This is a genomic window from Bacillus sp. FCW2, from assembly GCF_021228595.1.
GTDB lineage: Bacteria > Bacillota > Bacilli > Bacillales > Bacillaceae > Bacillus > Bacillus velezensis.
Genome location: NZ_CP089436.1, coordinates 3,171,182 through 3,187,805, shown reverse-complemented (window position 1 = coordinate 3,187,805; position 16,624 = coordinate 3,171,182). Strand labels below are relative to the sequence as shown.

Sequence of the window (16,624 nt, the reverse complement as noted above, 5' to 3'; positions counted from 1 at the left end):
TTTTTACGTAGCTGAGGAGGATTCTCCTTTGTTTACGCGGTCAAGCGCCATTTCATAGGCGTCGTTTCCGTAATTTAAGCAGCGCTTCACCCGGGAAATCGTCGCTGTGGAAGCACCCGTTTCGCTTTCAATTTTGTGATACGTATTTCCTTCGCGGAGCATTCTTGCCACTTCCAAACGCTGCGCCAGCGATTGGATTTCATTAATCGTACAAAGATCGTCAAAGAAACGATAGCATTCCTCCAGATCTTTCAGCGATAAAATAGATAAAAATAACTGGTCCAGTTCTTTTCCGCGTAATTTATCGATTTGCATCGTCAAACACCTTCTCCTTTACTAATGGAAGCTGCATCGAGATCAGGCACGATATTAATCCATGTCTTTCCTGGCACAAACGGAAGAATCTCACCGCCTTTTACGGGCAGAATACGGCCGTCTTTATATTCCCAGTCTGACTCCATAACATCGCCGTGCTGAAGCAGGAGGCCCTTCCCCCCTGACTGAATATCGATGGCCCGCCTTCCATCTTTGTCTGTCATGCGATGGCCGGCTTCAACAATAAAAATGTTGTGCATGGCTAAAGGCTTTCCGGTCTCCCGGTCTGTCGCTTTCACACCATCAGAGCTTCTTGTATAAGCATCAGCTTTTTTATCATAATCGTATTCGACAAGATTTGTAATGTTTTGTGTTCCATAATCTATCCGAATATTGTAGGTTTCGTTTCCGGGTTTTGCATCTGATGTCTGAAATGGGAGCGGTTCTGTTTTTCCGTTCAGCTTGTATCCTTTTTGTTCCGCCGCCTTCCTGATATTGTCATACGACGTGTAGGAATTGTGGGGCGGCTTGCTGAAATCGGCTCTCCAAAACAGGCTTCCGTCAAAATCCAAACCGTTTATATAATCGTAAGCTCCGGACTCCAGCTGCTTTTTTGCGCCGGGACTCCAGCCATGATGGACAAATATGCTGTTAAACCCGCTGCTGAGCGTGACAAAATATTCCCTCGCGCTCCGCACAGGCCCGACCGTTTCCGGCATCTCACTTTGAAAAATCGCGAGAAACCGCGTAATCCGGCCCTCCGCAAGCGCCTCGATGACAACATCCGCCTTTGACAGCCCGGATTGGGGCCTCGCCTTCGGATGATTGTTCACTGCGACTGCAATCGGACGGCGTTCTGCAAGCTTCTGCTCAGTTTTCAGCCCCGTTAAAGGAGCTTCCGCTTCTTTCGGCTGCACCTGATCGGCATTGTTCTGCCGGCAGGCGGCAAGCAGCAAAAACGCAAAACAAAGCATACAAACGGTTTTCCATCTTTTCATATGTCGGCTCCCTGCTTTTATATTTTAACGCATTATCGATGGAAAGAGTACAGTTTTTTTCATCACGTCGAATATTCCTCTCGGCGTAATGCGGATATAAGGCAGATGTGTGCTCTGCAAAAAGAGCAGCGTATAGATCGGATCGCAGAATCGGTAGCCCCGCTCCTCCAGCAGCGTCCTCAGTTTTTGCTCTTTCTCAAGCACTTCTTCATAATTCTCCGCAGATGCAGAACCGTTTAAGGCGAGGGGAATCTCATGCAGAATCTTCCCGTTTTCGGCAAGCACGATTCCGCCGCCGATTTCTTTCATCCGTGAGAAAGCGAGCAGGATATCTTCCTTATTTTTTCCGGCAGCGATAATATCTCCAGTTGTCGTGTAGGAACTGACAAAGCCCTGCACCCGATCGGCAAAACCTTTCAGCATTGTATTAACCCGCCATTTTCCATGCTTATCGAGAAGCGTGAGATAGCATTCATCATGATCAAAAGAAAGCTGGTCAACAGAATTATCAATCGCAATCATATACGGCTCCATAATGACCGCGTTGCGCATGGACACACCCATCGGCATTGAAAACTGTAAATCATCCATCGTCATATCATATGAAAGCTCAAGAGGGACAAGACCGCCCTTTTTCCAATCCGTTTCTGTAAACGCATTCATATTTCGGCCGTCTTCCCTCAGCAGGATACCTTTGGAGATCACCGTGACCGGGTCAGGATTCATCGGGTCATCGAGAATGTTCAATGAAGCAAGCCGGCCCGGACCGATCACACCGAGAAAGTCGTCCATCTGATAATACTTCGCGATATTAAAGGAGGCCATATTGTAGGCGTCAATCGCCGGAACTCCTTCCTCCAAAGCGATTTTGATTAATTCATTCGTCATGCCGCCTTTATAAAAATGCGGCGTCGCTCCATCCGTCGTGTAAAAGAAATGATCATAATGCCGGAAGCCTTTTTGATGGAGATCCTGCAAAATCGTTCTCAAATCGGGGCGGATGGATGAATGTCTGAGCGAAACATAGTAGCCCAATTCAAGCCGTCTCATTACCTCGCCGCCATTCATCGCCTCGTGGTCGGAATCAGCTCCGAACAGTTTCATCTTCGTCAGTGTTTTTTCAGAGGCTCCGGGAAAATGCCCTTCTATCCGCTTGCGCAGTTTCTTTGTCGCCTGCATGCAATGAAGCATCAGGTCATCGCCGTCCATGAGGCGCGGCCATCCGGTCAATTCTCCGCCTTGAATGACATCCGGGTGCTCAATCCATTGCTTTCGGACATCAAAAGAAAGAAGCTGATCCTCATTCAGCACTTCAGTCTGCAGATCATATCTGGACCACCAGAAATATTGCACCGGCTGTTTTTTCAGTTCTTCCAATATAGTAAGCGCTTTCTTTTTACCGCTGTGCAAAAGAAAAAACAAGTTATCATTAACAAACGTCGTTGTTCCGAATTGAGACACATATTCGGCGAGCGTTTGGGGATTATATATTTGAAAAGGATGTGTATGCGGTTCAATGTAACCTGGCACAATGTATTTTCCTTCACAATTTATGGTATGAATGTGCTCAGCTGCATCAGGAAGCTCATCACCAACATATACAATTCGGTCTCCGTAAATCCAGACGTTCTTTTTCAGCCATTGTTTTAAAAAAGGATTTAATACGAGAGCATCCCGTAAAAGTAGCGTTGGAAGCAGCTTTGAGTCTACAACATCCGCCTGTGATCTGATGTCTTTATTTTTCCAGTTAAAGGTACGTTCGGACATTCACATACTCTCCTTCGCTTATATTAGACCCATCGTATCACATCCGCACAATTATCGCACGGCTAAAACGTTACAAATTATTGAAGATGAATGAAAAACTTTTTCTAAGGGAGCTGAAATGATGAAACCGAATATCAGTTTATTAAATGCCGTTATGCGCATCACTTGCGGCCTCACAATTTTGTCTGCTGCTTCAGCGAAATACACGAGAAAACCTTGGTGCAAGATGCATCTCTTCTGTATGATGATGGGCGCAATGAAAGCGGCGTCCGGCATCCTCCGCTTCTGCCCGGTGACATATATGTTCCAAACCGGAATGAATCAGGATGACAGCCATCAGCAAGAAAAATAACAAGCCGTTTCGGCTTGTTATTTAATTTCTCCTGTCCAGCGAGTCTGAGAAGAATCCGTCTATACGCCTTCATCGATGACTGGCAAGCCGACAACCTAGGCCGTCCTCAGCTTACGTAAAAAACCCCGCAGCTCGGGTGCTGCGGGGTTCTGCTTTCTATCGTTGAGAAGCTTTCAGCGCACGGGCGCCGATGTCGCTTCTGTAAAACAGTCCGGGTTTTGTCAGCCCTGAAACGGCGCTGTACACTTTATCTCTCGCCGCTTCAAATGTCTCAGCAAATGCGGTGACATTGGCGACCCGGCCGCCGTTTGTGACAAATTGACCGCCTTCTTTTTTCGTTCCGGCATGAAAAATGGCGATCCCGTCTTCAGCGGATGCCAAACTGCCGATCGGCGTCCCTTTCGCATAGCCTTCCGGATAGCCTTCAGAAGCCAGTACGACGCTGACGGCGGCCGTATCTTTCCACCTTAGGTCAACATCTTTCTCATGCAGCAGATCCAAAAGCACCTGGATGAGGTCAGATTCCATTCTCGGCACGACAACCTGTGTTTCCGGATCTCCGAAGCGCGCGTTGAATTCAATGACTTTTGATCCGTTTTCCGTCAAAATCAGCCCCGCGTACAGCACGCCCGTGAAGGAGCGTCCCTCTTTCACCATTGCTTTTGCCGCCGGCTTCACAATCGTTTCGACTGCGCTTCTGACGATATCATCGGAAATGTGCGGCACCGGTGAGTAGGCGCCCATTCCGCCCGTATTCGGCCCTTTGTCTCCATCGAAGGCGCGTTTATGATCTTGAGCGATTACCATCGGATAGACGGTCTCCCCTTTTACAAACGCCATTAAAGAAAATTCTTCGCCGGCGAGGAACTCTTCAATGACCACAGATGCGCTCGCCTCGCCGAATTTCTCATCTTCAAGAAAATCGTGCAGGCATTCAATCGCTTCTTCTTCCGTCATCGCGACCGTGACACCTTTTCCGGCGGCAAGCCCGTCCGCTTTAATGACAATCGGCGCGCCTTTTTGCTGCACATATGCTTTCGCCTCTTCAAATGAAGTAAACGTCTCATACTCCGCCGTCGGAATACCGTATTTTTTCATTAAATCCTTGGCAAACTGTTTGCTTCCTTCAATGATAGCCGCTTTTTCAGACGGTCCGAAAACAAGCAGTCCGGCTTTTTCAAACTCGTCCGCTATCCCTTCAATCAGAGGAACTTCGGGGCCGATAATCGTCAGCCCGACATGATGTTCTTTCGCAAACGCAATGAGTGCGGCATGATCGCTTTCTTCAATGTTGGCCAGCGTCGCGCAGTCTGCCATACCGTCATTTCCGGGCGCGGCGTACACCGTGTCAACAAGCGGGCTTTGCGCCGCTTTCCAAGCCAATGTATGCTCTCTGCCGCCTTTTCCGATAATCAATACATTCACGCTTCGTTCCCCCTCTTAATGTTTGAAATGTCTGATGCCGGTGAATACCATGGCGATGCCGTATTCATCCGCTTTTTTAATCGAATCTTCATCGCGGACCGATCCGCCGGGCTGGATAATCGCCGTGACACCGGCTTTTGCGGCTTCTTCGACTGTATCCGGCATCGGGAAAAACGCGTCTGATCCGAGCGCGCTGCCTTTTGCTTTTTCTCCGGCCTGCTCAATGGCGATTTTAGCTGAACCTACGCGATTCATCTGTCCTGCGCCCACACCGACCGTCATATGGTCTTTTGCAAGAACGATCGCGTTGGATTTCACGTGTTTGACGACTTTCCAGGCGAGCTTCAGATCTTCCCATTCCTGCTCGTTCGGCTCTCTTTTTGTCGGGATGCTGATGTCGGCGTCATCAAATCCATGGACGTCTAAATCTTGAATCAAAAGGCCGCCCTGTACGGATGTCAGCTGTTTTTCTTTCTTCCCTGATGCGGTCACGTCAAGCGTGAGCAGACGAAGGTTTTTCTTCGCCGTCAGCACGTTCAGCGCTTCTTCACTGAAAGAAGGGGCGATAATGATTTCTAAAAAGATGCCGTGAAGGGCTTCAGCCGTTGCCTGATCAACTTCACGGTTCAGCGCGATGATGCCGCCGAAAATGGAGGTTTTATCAGCTTCTTTCGCTTTATTGAATGCTTCCTCAATTGAAGCTCCCGTACCGACTCCGCACGGATTCATATGTTTAACGGCAACAGCTGCGGGTTCTGTAAACTCCCGGACGATTTGAACGGCCGCATCCGCGTCCTTAATATTGTTGTAAGAAAGCTCTTTGCCGTGAAGCTGTTTTGCCGCCGCGATGGAACCGGAGACAGGGAGTGCGCTTTGATAGAAAACAGCCTCTTGGTGAGGGTTTTCACCGTAGCGGAGCGATTGTTTTTTCTCAAATGTAACGGTGAATTGCTCAGGGTCTTTCTCACCGGCCTCGCGTGTTAAGTAATCAGCGATTAATGCGTCGTATGCCGCGGTATGGCGGAATACTTTGGCCGCAAGCTCGCGTTTTCTTTTAAGCGAAACACCGCCGTGTTCTTTAATCTCATTGAGCACGGAGCTGTAATCGGCCGGATCTGTGATGACCGTCACATCCTGATGGTTTTTCGATGCGGCGCGCAGCATGCCGGGGCCGCCGATATCAATGTTTTCTATCGCTTCATCGTATGTTACATCTTCTTTTGAAATCGTTTCTTTAAACGGATAAAGGTTGACAACCACAAGGTCAATCGGTGCAATGCCGTGCTCATTGATCTGCGCCATATGCTCTTCATTGTCTCTTACGGCAAGCAGGCCGCCGTGAATATTAGGATGGAGCGTTTTTAACCGTCCGTCCATAATTTCAGGAAATCCGGTCACTTCTGAAATGCCGATGACATCCACACCGTTTTCCTGAAGTAGTTTTTTTGTTCCTCCGGTCGAAATGACTTCGACGCCGATCTCTGTCAGTTCCTTTACGAAAGGTACGAGATTTGTTTTATCAGAAACACTGATTAGTGCGCGTTTGATTGTCATGCCTTTTCACCTCTGTTATTTAGTCCCAGCAGCTGTTTCACAACGCTCGGATACCATTTGTGCTCAAGCTCGTGTATTGTATGCTCTATGTCTTCAAGCGTATCGTTTTCCTGTATTTCGAATGCTTTTTGCGCGATAATCGGTCCTGTGTCCATGCCTTCGTCGACGTAATGAACGGTAATGCCCGCCACTTTCACACCGGCCCGATACGCCTGTCCGACAGCGTCAATCCCGGGGAATGCCGGAAGAAGCGAGGGATGTATATTAATAATGCGGCCCCCGTATGCTTCAAGCAGCGTATCTCCAATCAGTCTCATATAACCGGCGAGAACGATTAATTCCGCCCCGTGCAGGCGCAGCTGTTCAATAACGGCCCGTTCAAAGGCCGCTTTGTTTTCAAAAGATGACGGTTCAAAGGCAAATGACGGAATGTGTAAAGCCTCCGCCCTTTCCACCGCCTTTGCCTGAGGCTTATCCGTCACGAGAAGCGAGAGCTCCGCATCCCACTTCTCTTCTCTCATGCGTTTGGCAATGGCCTCGAAGTTCGATCCGTTTCCTGAAGCAAATACCGCAAACTTTTTCATGAAAGAGCCGCACCGCCGAAAGAAATGCCTTCGCCCCGCTTGACCCGGCCGATCAGATAAGCCTTCTCGCCCTGAGCTTCAAGCGTGTCGATGACGTCTGTCAGGTTTTCTTCTTTAACGGCAAGGACAAAACCGATGCCCATATTAAAAACATTGAACATTTCTTCTTCTTTCAGCTTGCCGTGCTCCTGCAGAAACGAAAAAATCGGCGGGATCGGCCATGATCCGTGATCAATTTCCGCACTCAATCCGTCCGGCAGCATCCGCGGGATGTTCTCGATGAATCCTCCGCCTGTCACATGCGCCATGCCGTCCACCTTACCGCTTTTCACCGCCTTGAGCACCGGCTTCACATATATTCTCGTCGGTTCCAGCAATTCTTCTCCGAGAGGACGCGCAAACGGTTCATAGACAGTATCCAAATCAAGTCCGCCGTCATCAAGAAGCACTTTTCTCACAAGGGAAAATCCGTTGCTGTGAAGGCCGCTTGAAGTAAGTCCGATTAAGAGATGCCCCTCTTCGATATGTTCACCGGTGACGATTTCGTCTTTTTCCGCGACGCCGACTGAAAAGCCCGCAATATCGTATTCATCAACCGTATACAGTCCCGGCATTTCCGCCGTCTCACCGCCGATAAGCGCTGATCCTGACTGCTCGCATCCGTCCGCCACGCCCTGAACGATCTGCTCAATTTTTACCGGATCAGCCTTGCCGACCGCCAAATAATCAAGGAAAAACAGCGGCTCCGCTCCTTGGGCAAGCACATCATTTACACACATCGCGACCGCATCGACGCCGATCGTGTCATGCTTATCCATTGAAAATGCGAGTTTCAGCTTGGTGCCGACACCGTCTGTTCCGGAAATTAAAACAGGCTTTTGATACGGAAGCTCTGACAGATCAAACATTCCGCCAAAACCGCCCAGGCTTCCCATAACGCCGAGCCTTTTCGTGCGCTCCACGTGTTTTTTCATTCGTTTGACGGCTTCGTATCCGGCTTCGATGTCAACTCCGGCATTTTTATAAGCATCAGACATCCCTATCACTCCTTGTCAATTCGTTTCTCCTTAAAAGGCAGAAAGAGAAAGGCAGCCTGAATTCCCGCTGCCTTTATGTCATTTTCAGATTTTATTTTGTCAGCACCGCTTCTTTTACGTGAGGAAGCACTGTATCCTGATAAATTTCCGTCGGATATTTGCCCGTAAAACAAGCGAGGCATTGTCCGCAATTGGTGTCTTCAAATGTTCGGCCGACTCCTTTTAACAATCCGTCTACACTTAAGAAAGAAAGCGTGTCGGCACCGATGATCTGGCGGATTTCTTCCACGGAATGAGAAGAAGCGATCAGCTCCTCATGGGTTGATGTGTCGATGCCGTAGAAGCACGGATGAGCGATCGGCGGTGAACTGATCTTGACGTGCACCTCTGTCGCTCCCGCTTCTCTGAGCATTGTGACAATCCGGCGGCTTGTCGTCCCGCGCACGATGGAATCATCAACCATGACGACCCGTTTTCCTTCAACAACCCCGCGCACCGCAGACAGCTTCATTCTCACGCCTTGCTCACGCAGAGCCTGGGACGGCTGAATAAATGTTCTGCCGACATAACGGTTTTTAATGAGACCGAGTTCGTACGGAATGCCCGTTGCCTCGGCATAGCCGATGGCTGCAGAAATACTGGAATCAGGCACGCCTGTGACGACATCCGCTTCAACCGCGGACTCCTGGGCAAGCATTTTTCCGAGGTTTTTTCGGGCGCTGTGCACGTTAATGCCGTCGATATTGCTGTCAGGTCTTGAGAAATAAATGTACTCCATGCTGCAGATGGAACGGTTGATATTCATGGAGAAACGCTCTGATTTCATGCCTTCATCATTGATGATCAGCATTTCGCCCGGCTCTACCTCGCGAAGGTATGTCGCGCCGACCACATCGAATGCGCACGTTTCTGAAGCGACGACGTAAGCATCACCCATCATGCCGATTGACAGCGGTCTGAGTCCGTTCGGGTCAAGCGCTACGATCATTTCTGTTTCAGTCATGATTAAAAAGGCATAAGCGCCTTTCAGCATAGACAGCGAATTTTTGATCTGATCCTTCAGCGAAAAGTGTCCGCTGCGTTTAATCAGATGAGCCAGCACTTCCGTATCGGAGGAAGTCTGAAAGATGCTCCCTTGGTTTTCAAGCTGCTGCTTCAACTGTGTGGCGTTGACCAAGTTGCCGTTATGAGCAAGCGCGAGGCTGCCGTTGTTTTGCGAACGGAACAGGAGCGGCTGGACATTTTCATATCCGCCTCCGCCTGCCGTCGCATAACGGACGTGCCCGATCGCGCCTTTTCCCTTCACTTTGCTCAGTTCGCCGTTTTGAAAAACCTCGGTAATAAGCCCCTGTCCTTTGTGCGCCGTCAGTTTTTCACCGTCAGTTGCGACAATTCCCGCGCCTTCCTGTCCTCTGTGCTGGAGGCTGTGCAGGCCGTAATATGTGATCTGCGGAGCTTCTTCATGTCCCCAGATGCCAAACACACCGCATTCTTCATTCAGGCCTTTGATTTCAGCAAGCATGGAATAGCTCCTTTCCACGCGCGCTCAAGTTCTTTCGTTTGCGCGTGAACCAATTGTTGTCCGTCCTGGTTTTGAATCGCCAGAAGTCCGTCAGCCGTTACCTCGCCGATATGAACCGCATCGGCCATAGCCGCTTCAAACGCCGCTTGGTGTTCTTTTTTCACCGAAACGACGAAGCGTGATTGAGATTCAGAGAATAATAATGCCGCTTCCCCTTCTACAGTCACGTGCGCGCCAAGGTTTTCCGTCGTCATGACGCTTTCTGCAACCGCTACGCCTAAGCCGCCTTCAGACACATCATGCGCTGATTGTACGAAGCCTTTTTTAATCGCGTCAAGCAATGCTTTTTGGCGTGACAGCTCTACATCAAGATCGATTTGCGGCGCTTTGCCGTAAATGCGGCCTTCTGTCATTTTTTGCAGTTCGCTTCCGGCAAACTCAGGTTTTGTTTCGCCGATCACGTATACAAGATCCCCCGCTTGTTTGAAATGCTGTGTCGTAATATGAGCGGTATCTTCAATTAAGCCGACCATGCCGATAACAGGCGTCGGGTAGATCGCCGTTCCGTTCGATTCATTATAAAGTGATACGTTACCGCCGATGACGGGAGTGCTGAGAACATTACACGCCTCGCTGATGCCGTCGGCCGCTTTTTCGATCTGCCAGAAAATTTCAGGTTTTTCCGGGTTTCCGAAATTCAGATTATCCGTGACCGCAAGCGGTTCGGCGCCGGAGCATACGATGTTGCGCGCCGCTTCGGCAACGGCGATTTTCCCGCCTTCTTCTGGATCAAGATATAAATAACGCGCGTTGCAATCCGTCGTCATCGCCAGCGCTTTTTTCGTGCCGCGGATTCTGAGCACTCCCGCGTCAGAGCCCGGAGCGACCACCGTATTTGTGCGCACCATGTAGTCATACTGATCGTACACCCACTCTTTGCTGGCGATTGTCGGCTGCTGCAGCAGGGCAAAAAGCGTCTCTGTCGCATCTTTTACTTCAGGCGCGGGAACTTCCGTTTCCTGAAACTCGCGGTAGTACGCGGGTTCTGCTGACGGCTTGTGGTATACAGGCGCTTCTTCCGCCAGCGCGTCGACCGGAAGCTCGCAAACAACCTCTCCGTTATGGCGGAGGCGGAGCATTTTATCATCCGTAACATGACCTACGGAAACCGCTTCAAGATCATATTTATCAAAAATATCGACAATTTCCTGTTCACGTCCGCGTTCAATGACGAGAAGCATGCGTTCCTGAGACTCGGAAAGCATCATTTCGTAAGCGGTCATACCTGTTTCCCGCTGCGGAATGAGATCAAGGTTCATTTCAATGCCGGAGCCGGCTTTGCTTGCCATTTCAGCACTCGAACTTGTCAGACCGGCCGCCCCCATATCCTGAATGCCGACTAAGGCGTCGCATTGGATGACTTCAAGGCATGCTTCCAGGAGAAGTTTTTCCATGAAAGGATCGCCGACCTGCACCGCGGAACGTTTTTCTTCAGATGAATCTGACATTTCTTCTGATGCGAAAGTAGCGCCGTGTATGCCGTCGCGGCCCGTTTTAGCGCCGACGTACATGACCGTATTGCCGACACCTTTCGCCTGGCCCTTTTTAATATCTTTATGATCAATTAAGCCGACGCACATTGCATTGACAAGCGGATTGCCCTCATAGCTTGCGTCAAACTGCACTTCTCCGCCGACCGTCGGAATGCCGATACAGTTTCCGTATCCCGCGATTCCCGCCACTACTTCTTCAAACAAGTACTTCACACGAGGTGAAGTGAGCTCACCAAATCGAAGAGAGTTTAATACAGCTATCGGACGGGCGCCCATTGAGAAAACATCACGGATGATGCCGCCCACTCCCGTCGCAGCACCTTGGTATGGCTCAATCGCTGACGGATGGTTATGAGATTCAATTTTGAACACGACCGCCTGATTGTCACCGATGTCAACGATTCCCGCGCCTTCTCCGGGACCCTGCAGCACGCGTTCGCCGTTAGTCGGGAATTTGCGTAAAACCGGTTTTGAGTTTTTATAGCTGCAGTGCTCTGACCACATGACGGAAAAAATCCCGATTTCCGTGTAGTTCGGCAATCTTCCGATAATAGATTCAATGAGTACGAACTCGTCATCACTGACACCCATTTGCTGATAGAGTTTCTCTTCTTTTATTTGTTCTTTACTTGGTTCAAGCAGTAGCGACATGAGTTTCCCTCCAATTTTTCACGATAGACCGGAACAATGTAAGACCGTCTGCGCTGCCGAGCAGTTCATCGACTGCGCGCTCAGGGTGAGGCATCATGCCTAATACGTTGCCTGTCTCATTCACGACGCCGGCAATGCCGCTGACGCTTCCGTTAATATCGCCGCCGTATGTGAAGGCGATTTGATCGTTTTCTTTTAATCTTTCAAGCGTTTCGTCATCACAGTAGAAATTGCCTTCGCCGTGGGCAACCGGAATCGTAATCGATTGTCCTTTTTCATAGGAAGATGTGAATAACGTGCCGCTGTTCTGCACGATTAGTTCAACCGGGCGGCAGATGAACTTTAAATCTTTATTGCGTCTCATCGCGCCGGGCAGAAGTCCGAGCTCCTGCAGAATCTGGAATCCGTTGCAGACGCCGAGAACCGGTTTTCCTTCGGCAGCCGCTTTTTTCACGGCCGGCATGATGTTTGCGAATCTGGCGATGGCGCCGCATCTCAAGTAGTCGCCGTATGAAAACCCGCCGGGGATGAGCACGCCGTCAAATCCGTCAAGGCTTGTTTCCTCGTGCCAGACATACTCGACTTCTTCGCCGAGTTCGTCCTTTACGGCGTGGAACATATCAATATCACAGTTGGAGCCGGGTAACACAATCACCGCAAATTTCACTGTGCGACAACCTCCTCAACTTCATATCGGTAGTCTTCAATGACTGTATTGGCAAGGAGCTTTTCACACATTTCTTTCACGAGCGCGTCAAGATCGCGGTCAGATTTTTCAATCGTCAGCTCCATGTATTTTCCGATGCGCACATCCTGCACTTCATTGTAGGCCATGCTGTGCAATGCATGCTGCACCGCGCTTCCTTGAGGATCGAGCACACTTTCTTTTAAGCTGACATAAACTTTCACTTTATACATTATGAAATGCCTCCCAGTCTTTTGAAAATCTCTTCATATGCGTCGGTTAAGCTTCCCAGGTTCCGTCTGAACAAATCTTTATCGAGCTTTTCGTTTGTGTCTTTGTCCCACAGACGGCACGTGTCAGGAGAAATTTCGTCCGCTAAAAGCACCCGTCCCTCTGCGTCTAAGCCGAATTCCAGCTTAAAATCTATTAATCTGACGCCGCAGTCTTCAAAAATATGCTGAAGTTCTTGATTCACCTGGTTTGTAATCGATTTGATCGTTTTGACCTGCTCAGGAGCCGCAGCTTTTAAGAGCCAGATATGATCTTCTGTGATGAGCGGATCACCGAGTGCATCATCTTTATAGTAAAATTCGATAATCGGCTGCGGAAGCTCAGTTCCTTCCGGGATGCCGAGACGTTTCGACATGCTTCCGGCGGCAATGTTTCTGACCACGACTTCAAGCGGAATGATGCTCACTTTTTTGATAAGCTGCTCTGATTCTGAAACACGCTCCACAAAGTGGTTGTCAATTCCTTTGGCGTGCAGATGTTTGAAAATCAGGCTTGAAATTTCATTGTTCAGACGGCCCTTTCCGCTGATCTCCGCTTTTTTCTCACCGTTAAAGGCTGTTGCGGAATCCTTGTAGACCACGCGGAGAATCTGTTCGTCTTCAGTTTGATAAATCCGTTTCGCTTTTCCTTCATAAAGAAGATTATTGTTCACAATATTCACGGAAGGCCTCCTAACCCGAATGTTGGGAATATTCAATCTATGGCGGCTGAAGAAGCCGCCTCCGGCTGGCTTCTTCTATAAACCTAAACGATCAAAGATCAAGTCGACGTTTTTCAGATGATAATTGTAGTCAAAGCAATCGGCAATCTGTTCCGGTGTGAGACGGGACGTGATTTTTTCCTCAGCTTCGACAAGCTGGCGGAAAGGCACTTGTTTTTCCCACGCTTCCATCGCTTTCGGCTGAACCGTGTCATATGCTTCTTCACGAGGCAGACCCGTGTCGATTAAAGCGAGCAGCACGCGCTGAGAGTAGATTAAACCGAGTGTGCGGTCCATGTTGCGTTTCATATTTTCCGGGAATACCGTTAAGTTTTTGACGATATTGCTGAATCGGTTCAGCATGTAATTCAGCGCGATTGTCGCGTCAGGAAGAATGATGCGTTCAGCTGATGAATGAGAAATATCACGCTCATGCCATAAAGGTACATTTTCGTATGCCGTCAGCATGTACCCGCGGATCACGCGCGCCATGCCCGTCATATTTTCCGACCCGATCGGATTCCGTTTATGAGGCATAGCCGATGAACCTTTTTGTCCTTTCGCAAAAAACTCTTCCACTTCACGTGTTTCACTCTTTTGCAGACCGCGGATTTCCACTGCGAATTTTTCAATGCTCGTCGCGATCAAAGCCAGTGCCGCCATGTAATCCGCATGACGGTCGCGCTGTAATGTCTGAGTGGAAATCGGCGCCGCTTTCAGGCCGAGTTTTTCACAGACATACTGCTCTACGAACGGATCAATATTTGCATATGTGCCGACCGCGCCGGAAAGCTTCCCGACTTCGATCCCTTCTTTTGCCTGCTTGAAACGTTCAAGGTTGCGTTTCATTTCTTCATGCCAAAGCGCGAGTTTCAGGCCGAATGTCGTCGGTTCCGCGTGTACGCCGTGCGTGCGGCCCATCATGACCGTGTATTTATGTTCTTTCGCTTTTTCTTTTATAATGTCAACAAATCTCTCAATGTCCTTGAGCAAGATCTCATTCGCCTGTTTTAATAGATAGGAAAGAGCGGTATCCACGACATCTGTTGACGTCAGGCCGTAGTGAACCCATTTTCTTTCTTCGCCTAATGATTCTGAAACCGCGCGGGTGAATGCAACGACGTCATGGCGCGTATCCTGCTCGATTTCCAAAATGCGGTTGATGTCGAAAGACGCGTTTTCGCGCATGACCTTGACGTCTTCTTTCGGAATGACGCCAAGCTCAGCCCAGGCTTCACAGGCTAAAATCTCGACTTCCAGCCATGCCTGGTATCTGTTTTCGTCCGTCCAGATCGCGGACATTTCAGGTCTTGAATAACGTTCGATCATTATGCTCGTCCTCCGTCTCTATTCATCCATATGTTCGTGATGTCCTGAATCCATGTTTCATCAGGCTTCCGCAAAAATGTCATATGCCCCATTTTGCGGCCTTTTTTAATCTCGTGTTTTCCGTACAGGTACAGTTTGGCTTCCTTTAAAAGCTCCGTATGCTCCTCCGCAAGCTTCACTTCATCACCGAGCAGATTCACCATCATTCCCGGTTTGAGAAGATCGGTTCTGCCGAGAGGAAGTCCGCAGACCGCTCTGATGTGCTGTTCGAATTGGCTCGTTTCACAAAGGTCGAGCGTATAATGCCCTGAATTGTGAGGACGCGGCGCCAGTTCATTAATCAAAAGGTCTCCGTCTTCCGTGACGAACATTTCCACCGCAAGCGGCCCGACAAGTTCCAATTTCTCCGCGAGCTGAACGGCAAGCGCCTCTGCCCGCTTCTGAACCGTTTCCTCCGCTCTCGCGGGTACGATGCTTTGGAACAGAATATTATTTTTGTGGATATTTTCAGCAGCCGGAAAGGTTGAAATCTCACCGTGCACCGATCTCGTCACGATAACGGAAAGCTCCATCCGGAACGATACCCAGCTTTCAAGTATGCACGTGCCGTTTTCTAACAGCGCAGCCGCTTCATCTGTCTGTCCTTCTTCCTTAATGACAAATTGGCCTTTGCCGTCATATCCGCCGCGGCATGTTTTCAGCACCGCCGGGAGCCCCAGTGCCTGAACGGCTTCCTCAAGCTCCCGTCCGCTGTTTACGATCCGATAAGGAGCGACTTGACAGCCTGCTGACTGGATCGCCTTTTTTTCCGTTTCCCTGTTTTGGGTGATGAGCAGCAGCTCGCTTCCCTGGGGAAGATATGCATGTTCTTTGAGCCAGTTGAGCGCCTCGTAATCGATATTTTCAAATTCGTACGTAATGATGTCACTGACTCCGGCCAATTTTTGAATCGCTTCACGGTCATTGTACTGGGCGGTAATCTCAATATCGGCGATCTGTCCGCATGGCGAGTCTTTCACGGGATCGACGACAGCGACTTTATAGCCCATCTGTTTTGCGGCGACAGCCATCATTTTTCCGAGCTGTCCGCCTCCGATAATGCCGATGACGGCGCCGGGAAAAATCGTTTTTTTATCAGACAAGCTGATCACTGCTTTCCAGCACCGTTTGTTTTGTCGCATTTCTTCTCGCCTCTAGTTTATCCGCAATGTCATCGTCAAATGCCGACAAAATTTGCGCGGCTAACAGACCCGCGTTCACTGCGCCCGCTTTCCCAATCGCCGTCGTCGCGACCGGCACGCCGCCGGGCATCTGTACGATAGACAGAAGAGAATCAAGCCCGTTAAGCGATTTCGTCTGAACCGGTACGCCGATCACCGGCAGCGTCGTTTTGGCCGCCGTCATTCCCGGCAGATGCGCCGCTCCCCCGGCTCCGGCAATAATGACTTTTAAGCCCCTGTCTCTGGCGCTTTCTGCATATTCAAACATCAAATCAGGCGTCCGGTGCGCGGATACCACCTGTTTTTCATAAGGAATGTGAAGTTCGTCAAGTATGTCGCATGCATGTTTCATTGTCTCCCAATCGGAGGTGCTTCCCATGATGATTCCTGCTAGCGGCTGCATTCTGTTCCCACCTTCTCATGCTTTGTTTTTCAGAAAAAAAAGCCCGGCTTATATTGCAACTATGAGGAAGCAATACAAACCGGGCATGGCGCGCGTATCGTCAGTCGTTCGCTTCTGCGATATCCATGTCAGCTGTTTATCACTTTCCTGCATAGTCCGGCCGTTTACGGCAGCCGGGTAGAAACTTATGGGCCATATTCCCAAGATTATATGAGGTCGTGTTTTGATTTCATGTTTA

The 16,624-nt window shown here is 49.6% G+C and carries 16 protein-coding genes and 1 riboswitch; of the genes, 1 reads left to right on the top strand and 15 read right to left on the bottom strand.

The features are described 5' to 3' along the window. Positions 1–3: 3 nt before the first annotated feature. Genes K3G25_RS15925 through K3G25_RS15915 form a run of 3 tightly spaced genes read right to left on the bottom strand, consistent with a single transcriptional unit; the run spans position 4 to position 3,080 of the window. Positions 4–315 carry a YerC/YecD family TrpR-related protein gene (locus tag K3G25_RS15925; protein WP_003155745.1) on the bottom strand — a complete coding sequence of 104 codons (312 nt, stop codon included), beginning with the start codon at positions 313–315 and terminating at the stop codon, positions 4–6. Between the two features lie 2 nt (positions 316–317). After that, positions 318–1,313: a DUF3048 domain-containing protein gene (locus K3G25_RS15920; protein ID WP_017419031.1), complete on the bottom strand. Its 996-nt coding sequence runs from the start codon at positions 1,311–1,313 to the stop codon at positions 318–320. Positions 1,314–1,337: 24 nt separating this feature from the next. Continuing rightward, entirely contained in the window at positions 1,338–3,080 is a 1,743-nt protein-coding gene (locus K3G25_RS15915) for an adenine deaminase (protein WP_014417109.1), read from the bottom strand. Between the two features lie 121 nt (positions 3,081–3,201). Here K3G25_RS15915 and K3G25_RS15910 point away from each other — a divergent pair, with 121 nt between their 5' ends. Continuing rightward, the gene (locus K3G25_RS15910; RefSeq protein WP_017419030.1) at positions 3,202–3,432 is read left to right on the top strand and encodes a YgaP family membrane protein; all 231 of its coding nucleotides are present in this window, start codon (positions 3,202–3,204) and stop codon (positions 3,430–3,432) included. A gap of 156 nt (positions 3,433–3,588) precedes the next feature. Here the strand turns inward: K3G25_RS15910 and purD are convergent, their stop codons facing one another. The 12 genes from purD to purE form a co-directional block, all read right to left on the bottom strand. Continuing rightward, positions 3,589–4,857 carry a phosphoribosylamine--glycine ligase gene (purD, locus tag K3G25_RS15905; protein ID WP_088056303.1) on the bottom strand — a complete coding sequence of 423 codons (1,269 nt, stop codon included), beginning with the start codon at positions 4,855–4,857 and terminating at the stop codon, positions 3,589–3,591. A gap of 15 nt (positions 4,858–4,872) precedes the next feature. Continuing rightward, positions 4,873–6,411 carry a bifunctional phosphoribosylaminoimidazolecarboxamide formyltransferase/IMP cyclohydrolase gene (gene purH, locus K3G25_RS15900; RefSeq protein WP_232489398.1) on the bottom strand — a complete coding sequence of 513 codons (1,539 nt, stop codon included), beginning with the start codon at positions 6,409–6,411 and terminating at the stop codon, positions 4,873–4,875. After that, positions 6,408–6,995, bottom strand: coding sequence for a phosphoribosylglycinamide formyltransferase (gene purN, locus K3G25_RS15895; RefSeq protein ID WP_007408902.1), 588 nt, complete (start codon positions 6,993–6,995; stop codon positions 6,408–6,410). Before purN ends, purH begins: the two co-directional genes overlap by 4 nt. After that, on the bottom strand, positions 6,992–8,032 hold the full coding sequence (gene purM / locus K3G25_RS15890; RefSeq protein WP_065180626.1) for a phosphoribosylformylglycinamidine cyclo-ligase: 1,041 nt from the start codon (positions 8,030–8,032) through the stop codon (positions 6,992–6,994). Before purM ends, purN begins: the two co-directional genes overlap by 4 nt. Positions 8,033–8,123: 91 nt before the next feature. After that, on the bottom strand, positions 8,124–9,554 hold the full coding sequence (purF, locus tag K3G25_RS15885; protein WP_007408900.1) for an amidophosphoribosyltransferase: 1,431 nt from the start codon (positions 9,552–9,554) through the stop codon (positions 8,124–8,126). Continuing rightward, complete coding sequence (gene purL, locus K3G25_RS15880) at positions 9,530–11,758, bottom strand: phosphoribosylformylglycinamidine synthase subunit PurL (RefSeq protein ID WP_232489397.1); 2,229 nt, start codon at positions 11,756–11,758, stop codon at positions 9,530–9,532. Before purL ends, purF begins: the two co-directional genes overlap by 25 nt. Then, complete coding sequence (purQ, locus tag K3G25_RS15875; protein ID WP_232489396.1) at positions 11,742–12,425, bottom strand: phosphoribosylformylglycinamidine synthase subunit PurQ; 684 nt, start codon at positions 12,423–12,425, stop codon at positions 11,742–11,744. Before purQ ends, purL begins: the two co-directional genes overlap by 17 nt. Beyond that, positions 12,422–12,676 carry a phosphoribosylformylglycinamidine synthase subunit PurS gene (gene purS / locus K3G25_RS15870; protein ID WP_014417102.1) on the bottom strand — a complete coding sequence of 85 codons (255 nt, stop codon included), beginning with the start codon at positions 12,674–12,676 and terminating at the stop codon, positions 12,422–12,424. Before purS ends, purQ begins: the two co-directional genes overlap by 4 nt. Continuing rightward, a complete protein-coding gene (gene purC, locus K3G25_RS15865; protein WP_014417101.1) occupies positions 12,676–13,395 on the bottom strand; it encodes a phosphoribosylaminoimidazolesuccinocarboxamide synthase in 720 nt (239 codons plus the stop codon). Before purC ends, purS begins: the two co-directional genes overlap by 1 nt. Positions 13,396–13,470: 75 nt before the next feature. Next, entirely contained in the window at positions 13,471–14,763 is a 1,293-nt protein-coding gene (gene purB, locus K3G25_RS15860) for an adenylosuccinate lyase (protein ID WP_014417100.1), read from the bottom strand. Next, positions 14,763–15,944, bottom strand: coding sequence for a 5-(carboxyamino)imidazole ribonucleotide synthase (gene purK, locus K3G25_RS15855; RefSeq protein ID WP_022552700.1), 1,182 nt, complete (start codon positions 15,942–15,944; stop codon positions 14,763–14,765). Before purK ends, purB begins: the two co-directional genes overlap by 1 nt. Then, the gene (gene purE, locus K3G25_RS15850; RefSeq protein WP_007609846.1) at positions 15,898–16,386 is read right to left on the bottom strand and encodes a 5-(carboxyamino)imidazole ribonucleotide mutase; all 489 of its coding nucleotides are present in this window, start codon (positions 16,384–16,386) and stop codon (positions 15,898–15,900) included. Before purE ends, purK begins: the two co-directional genes overlap by 47 nt. A 132-nt stretch (positions 16,387–16,518) precedes the next feature. Beyond that, positions 16,519–16,620: riboswitch (purine riboswitch) on the bottom strand. Positions 16,621–16,624 lie beyond the last annotated feature (4 nt).

Bases quoted from the DNA above. Each gene is read 5' to 3' on its own strand.
- purH (WP_232489398.1), bottom strand. From the start codon at position 6,411: ATGACAATCAAACGCGCACTAATCAGTGTTTCTGATAAAACAAATCTC.
- purE (WP_007609846.1), bottom strand. From the start codon at position 16,386: ATGCAGCCGCTAGCAGGAATCATCATGGGAAGCACCTCCGATTGGGAG.
- purL (WP_232489397.1), bottom strand. From the start codon at position 11,758: ATGTCGCTACTGCTTGAACCAAGTAAAGAACAAATAAAAGAAGAGAAA.
- K3G25_RS15925 (WP_003155745.1), bottom strand. From the start codon at position 315: ATGCAAATCGATAAATTACGCGGAAAAGAACTGGACCAGTTATTTTTA.
- purM (WP_065180626.1), bottom strand. From the start codon at position 8,032: ATGTCTGATGCTTATAAAAATGCCGGAGTTGACATCGAAGCCGGATAC.
- K3G25_RS15910 (WP_017419030.1), top strand. From the start codon at position 3,202: ATGAAACCGAATATCAGTTTATTAAATGCCGTTATGCGCATCACTTGC.
- purK (WP_022552700.1), bottom strand. From the start codon at position 15,944: ATGCGACAAAACAAACGGTGCTGGAAAGCAGTGATCAGCTTGTCTGAT.
- K3G25_RS15920 (WP_017419031.1), bottom strand. From the start codon at position 1,313: ATGAAAAGATGGAAAACCGTTTGTATGCTTTGTTTTGCGTTTTTGCTG.
- K3G25_RS15915 (WP_014417109.1), bottom strand. From the start codon at position 3,080: ATGTCCGAACGTACCTTTAACTGGAAAAATAAAGACATCAGATCACAG.
- purN (WP_007408902.1), bottom strand. From the start codon at position 6,995: ATGAAAAAGTTTGCGGTATTTGCTTCAGGAAACGGATCGAACTTCGAG.
- purF (WP_007408900.1), bottom strand. From the start codon at position 9,554: ATGCTTGCTGAAATCAAAGGCCTGAATGAAGAATGCGGTGTGTTTGGC.
- purS (WP_014417102.1), bottom strand. From the start codon at position 12,676: ATGTATAAAGTGAAAGTTTATGTCAGCTTAAAAGAAAGTGTGCTCGAT.
- purB (WP_014417100.1), bottom strand. From the start codon at position 14,763: ATGATCGAACGTTATTCAAGACCTGAAATGTCCGCGATCTGGACGGAC.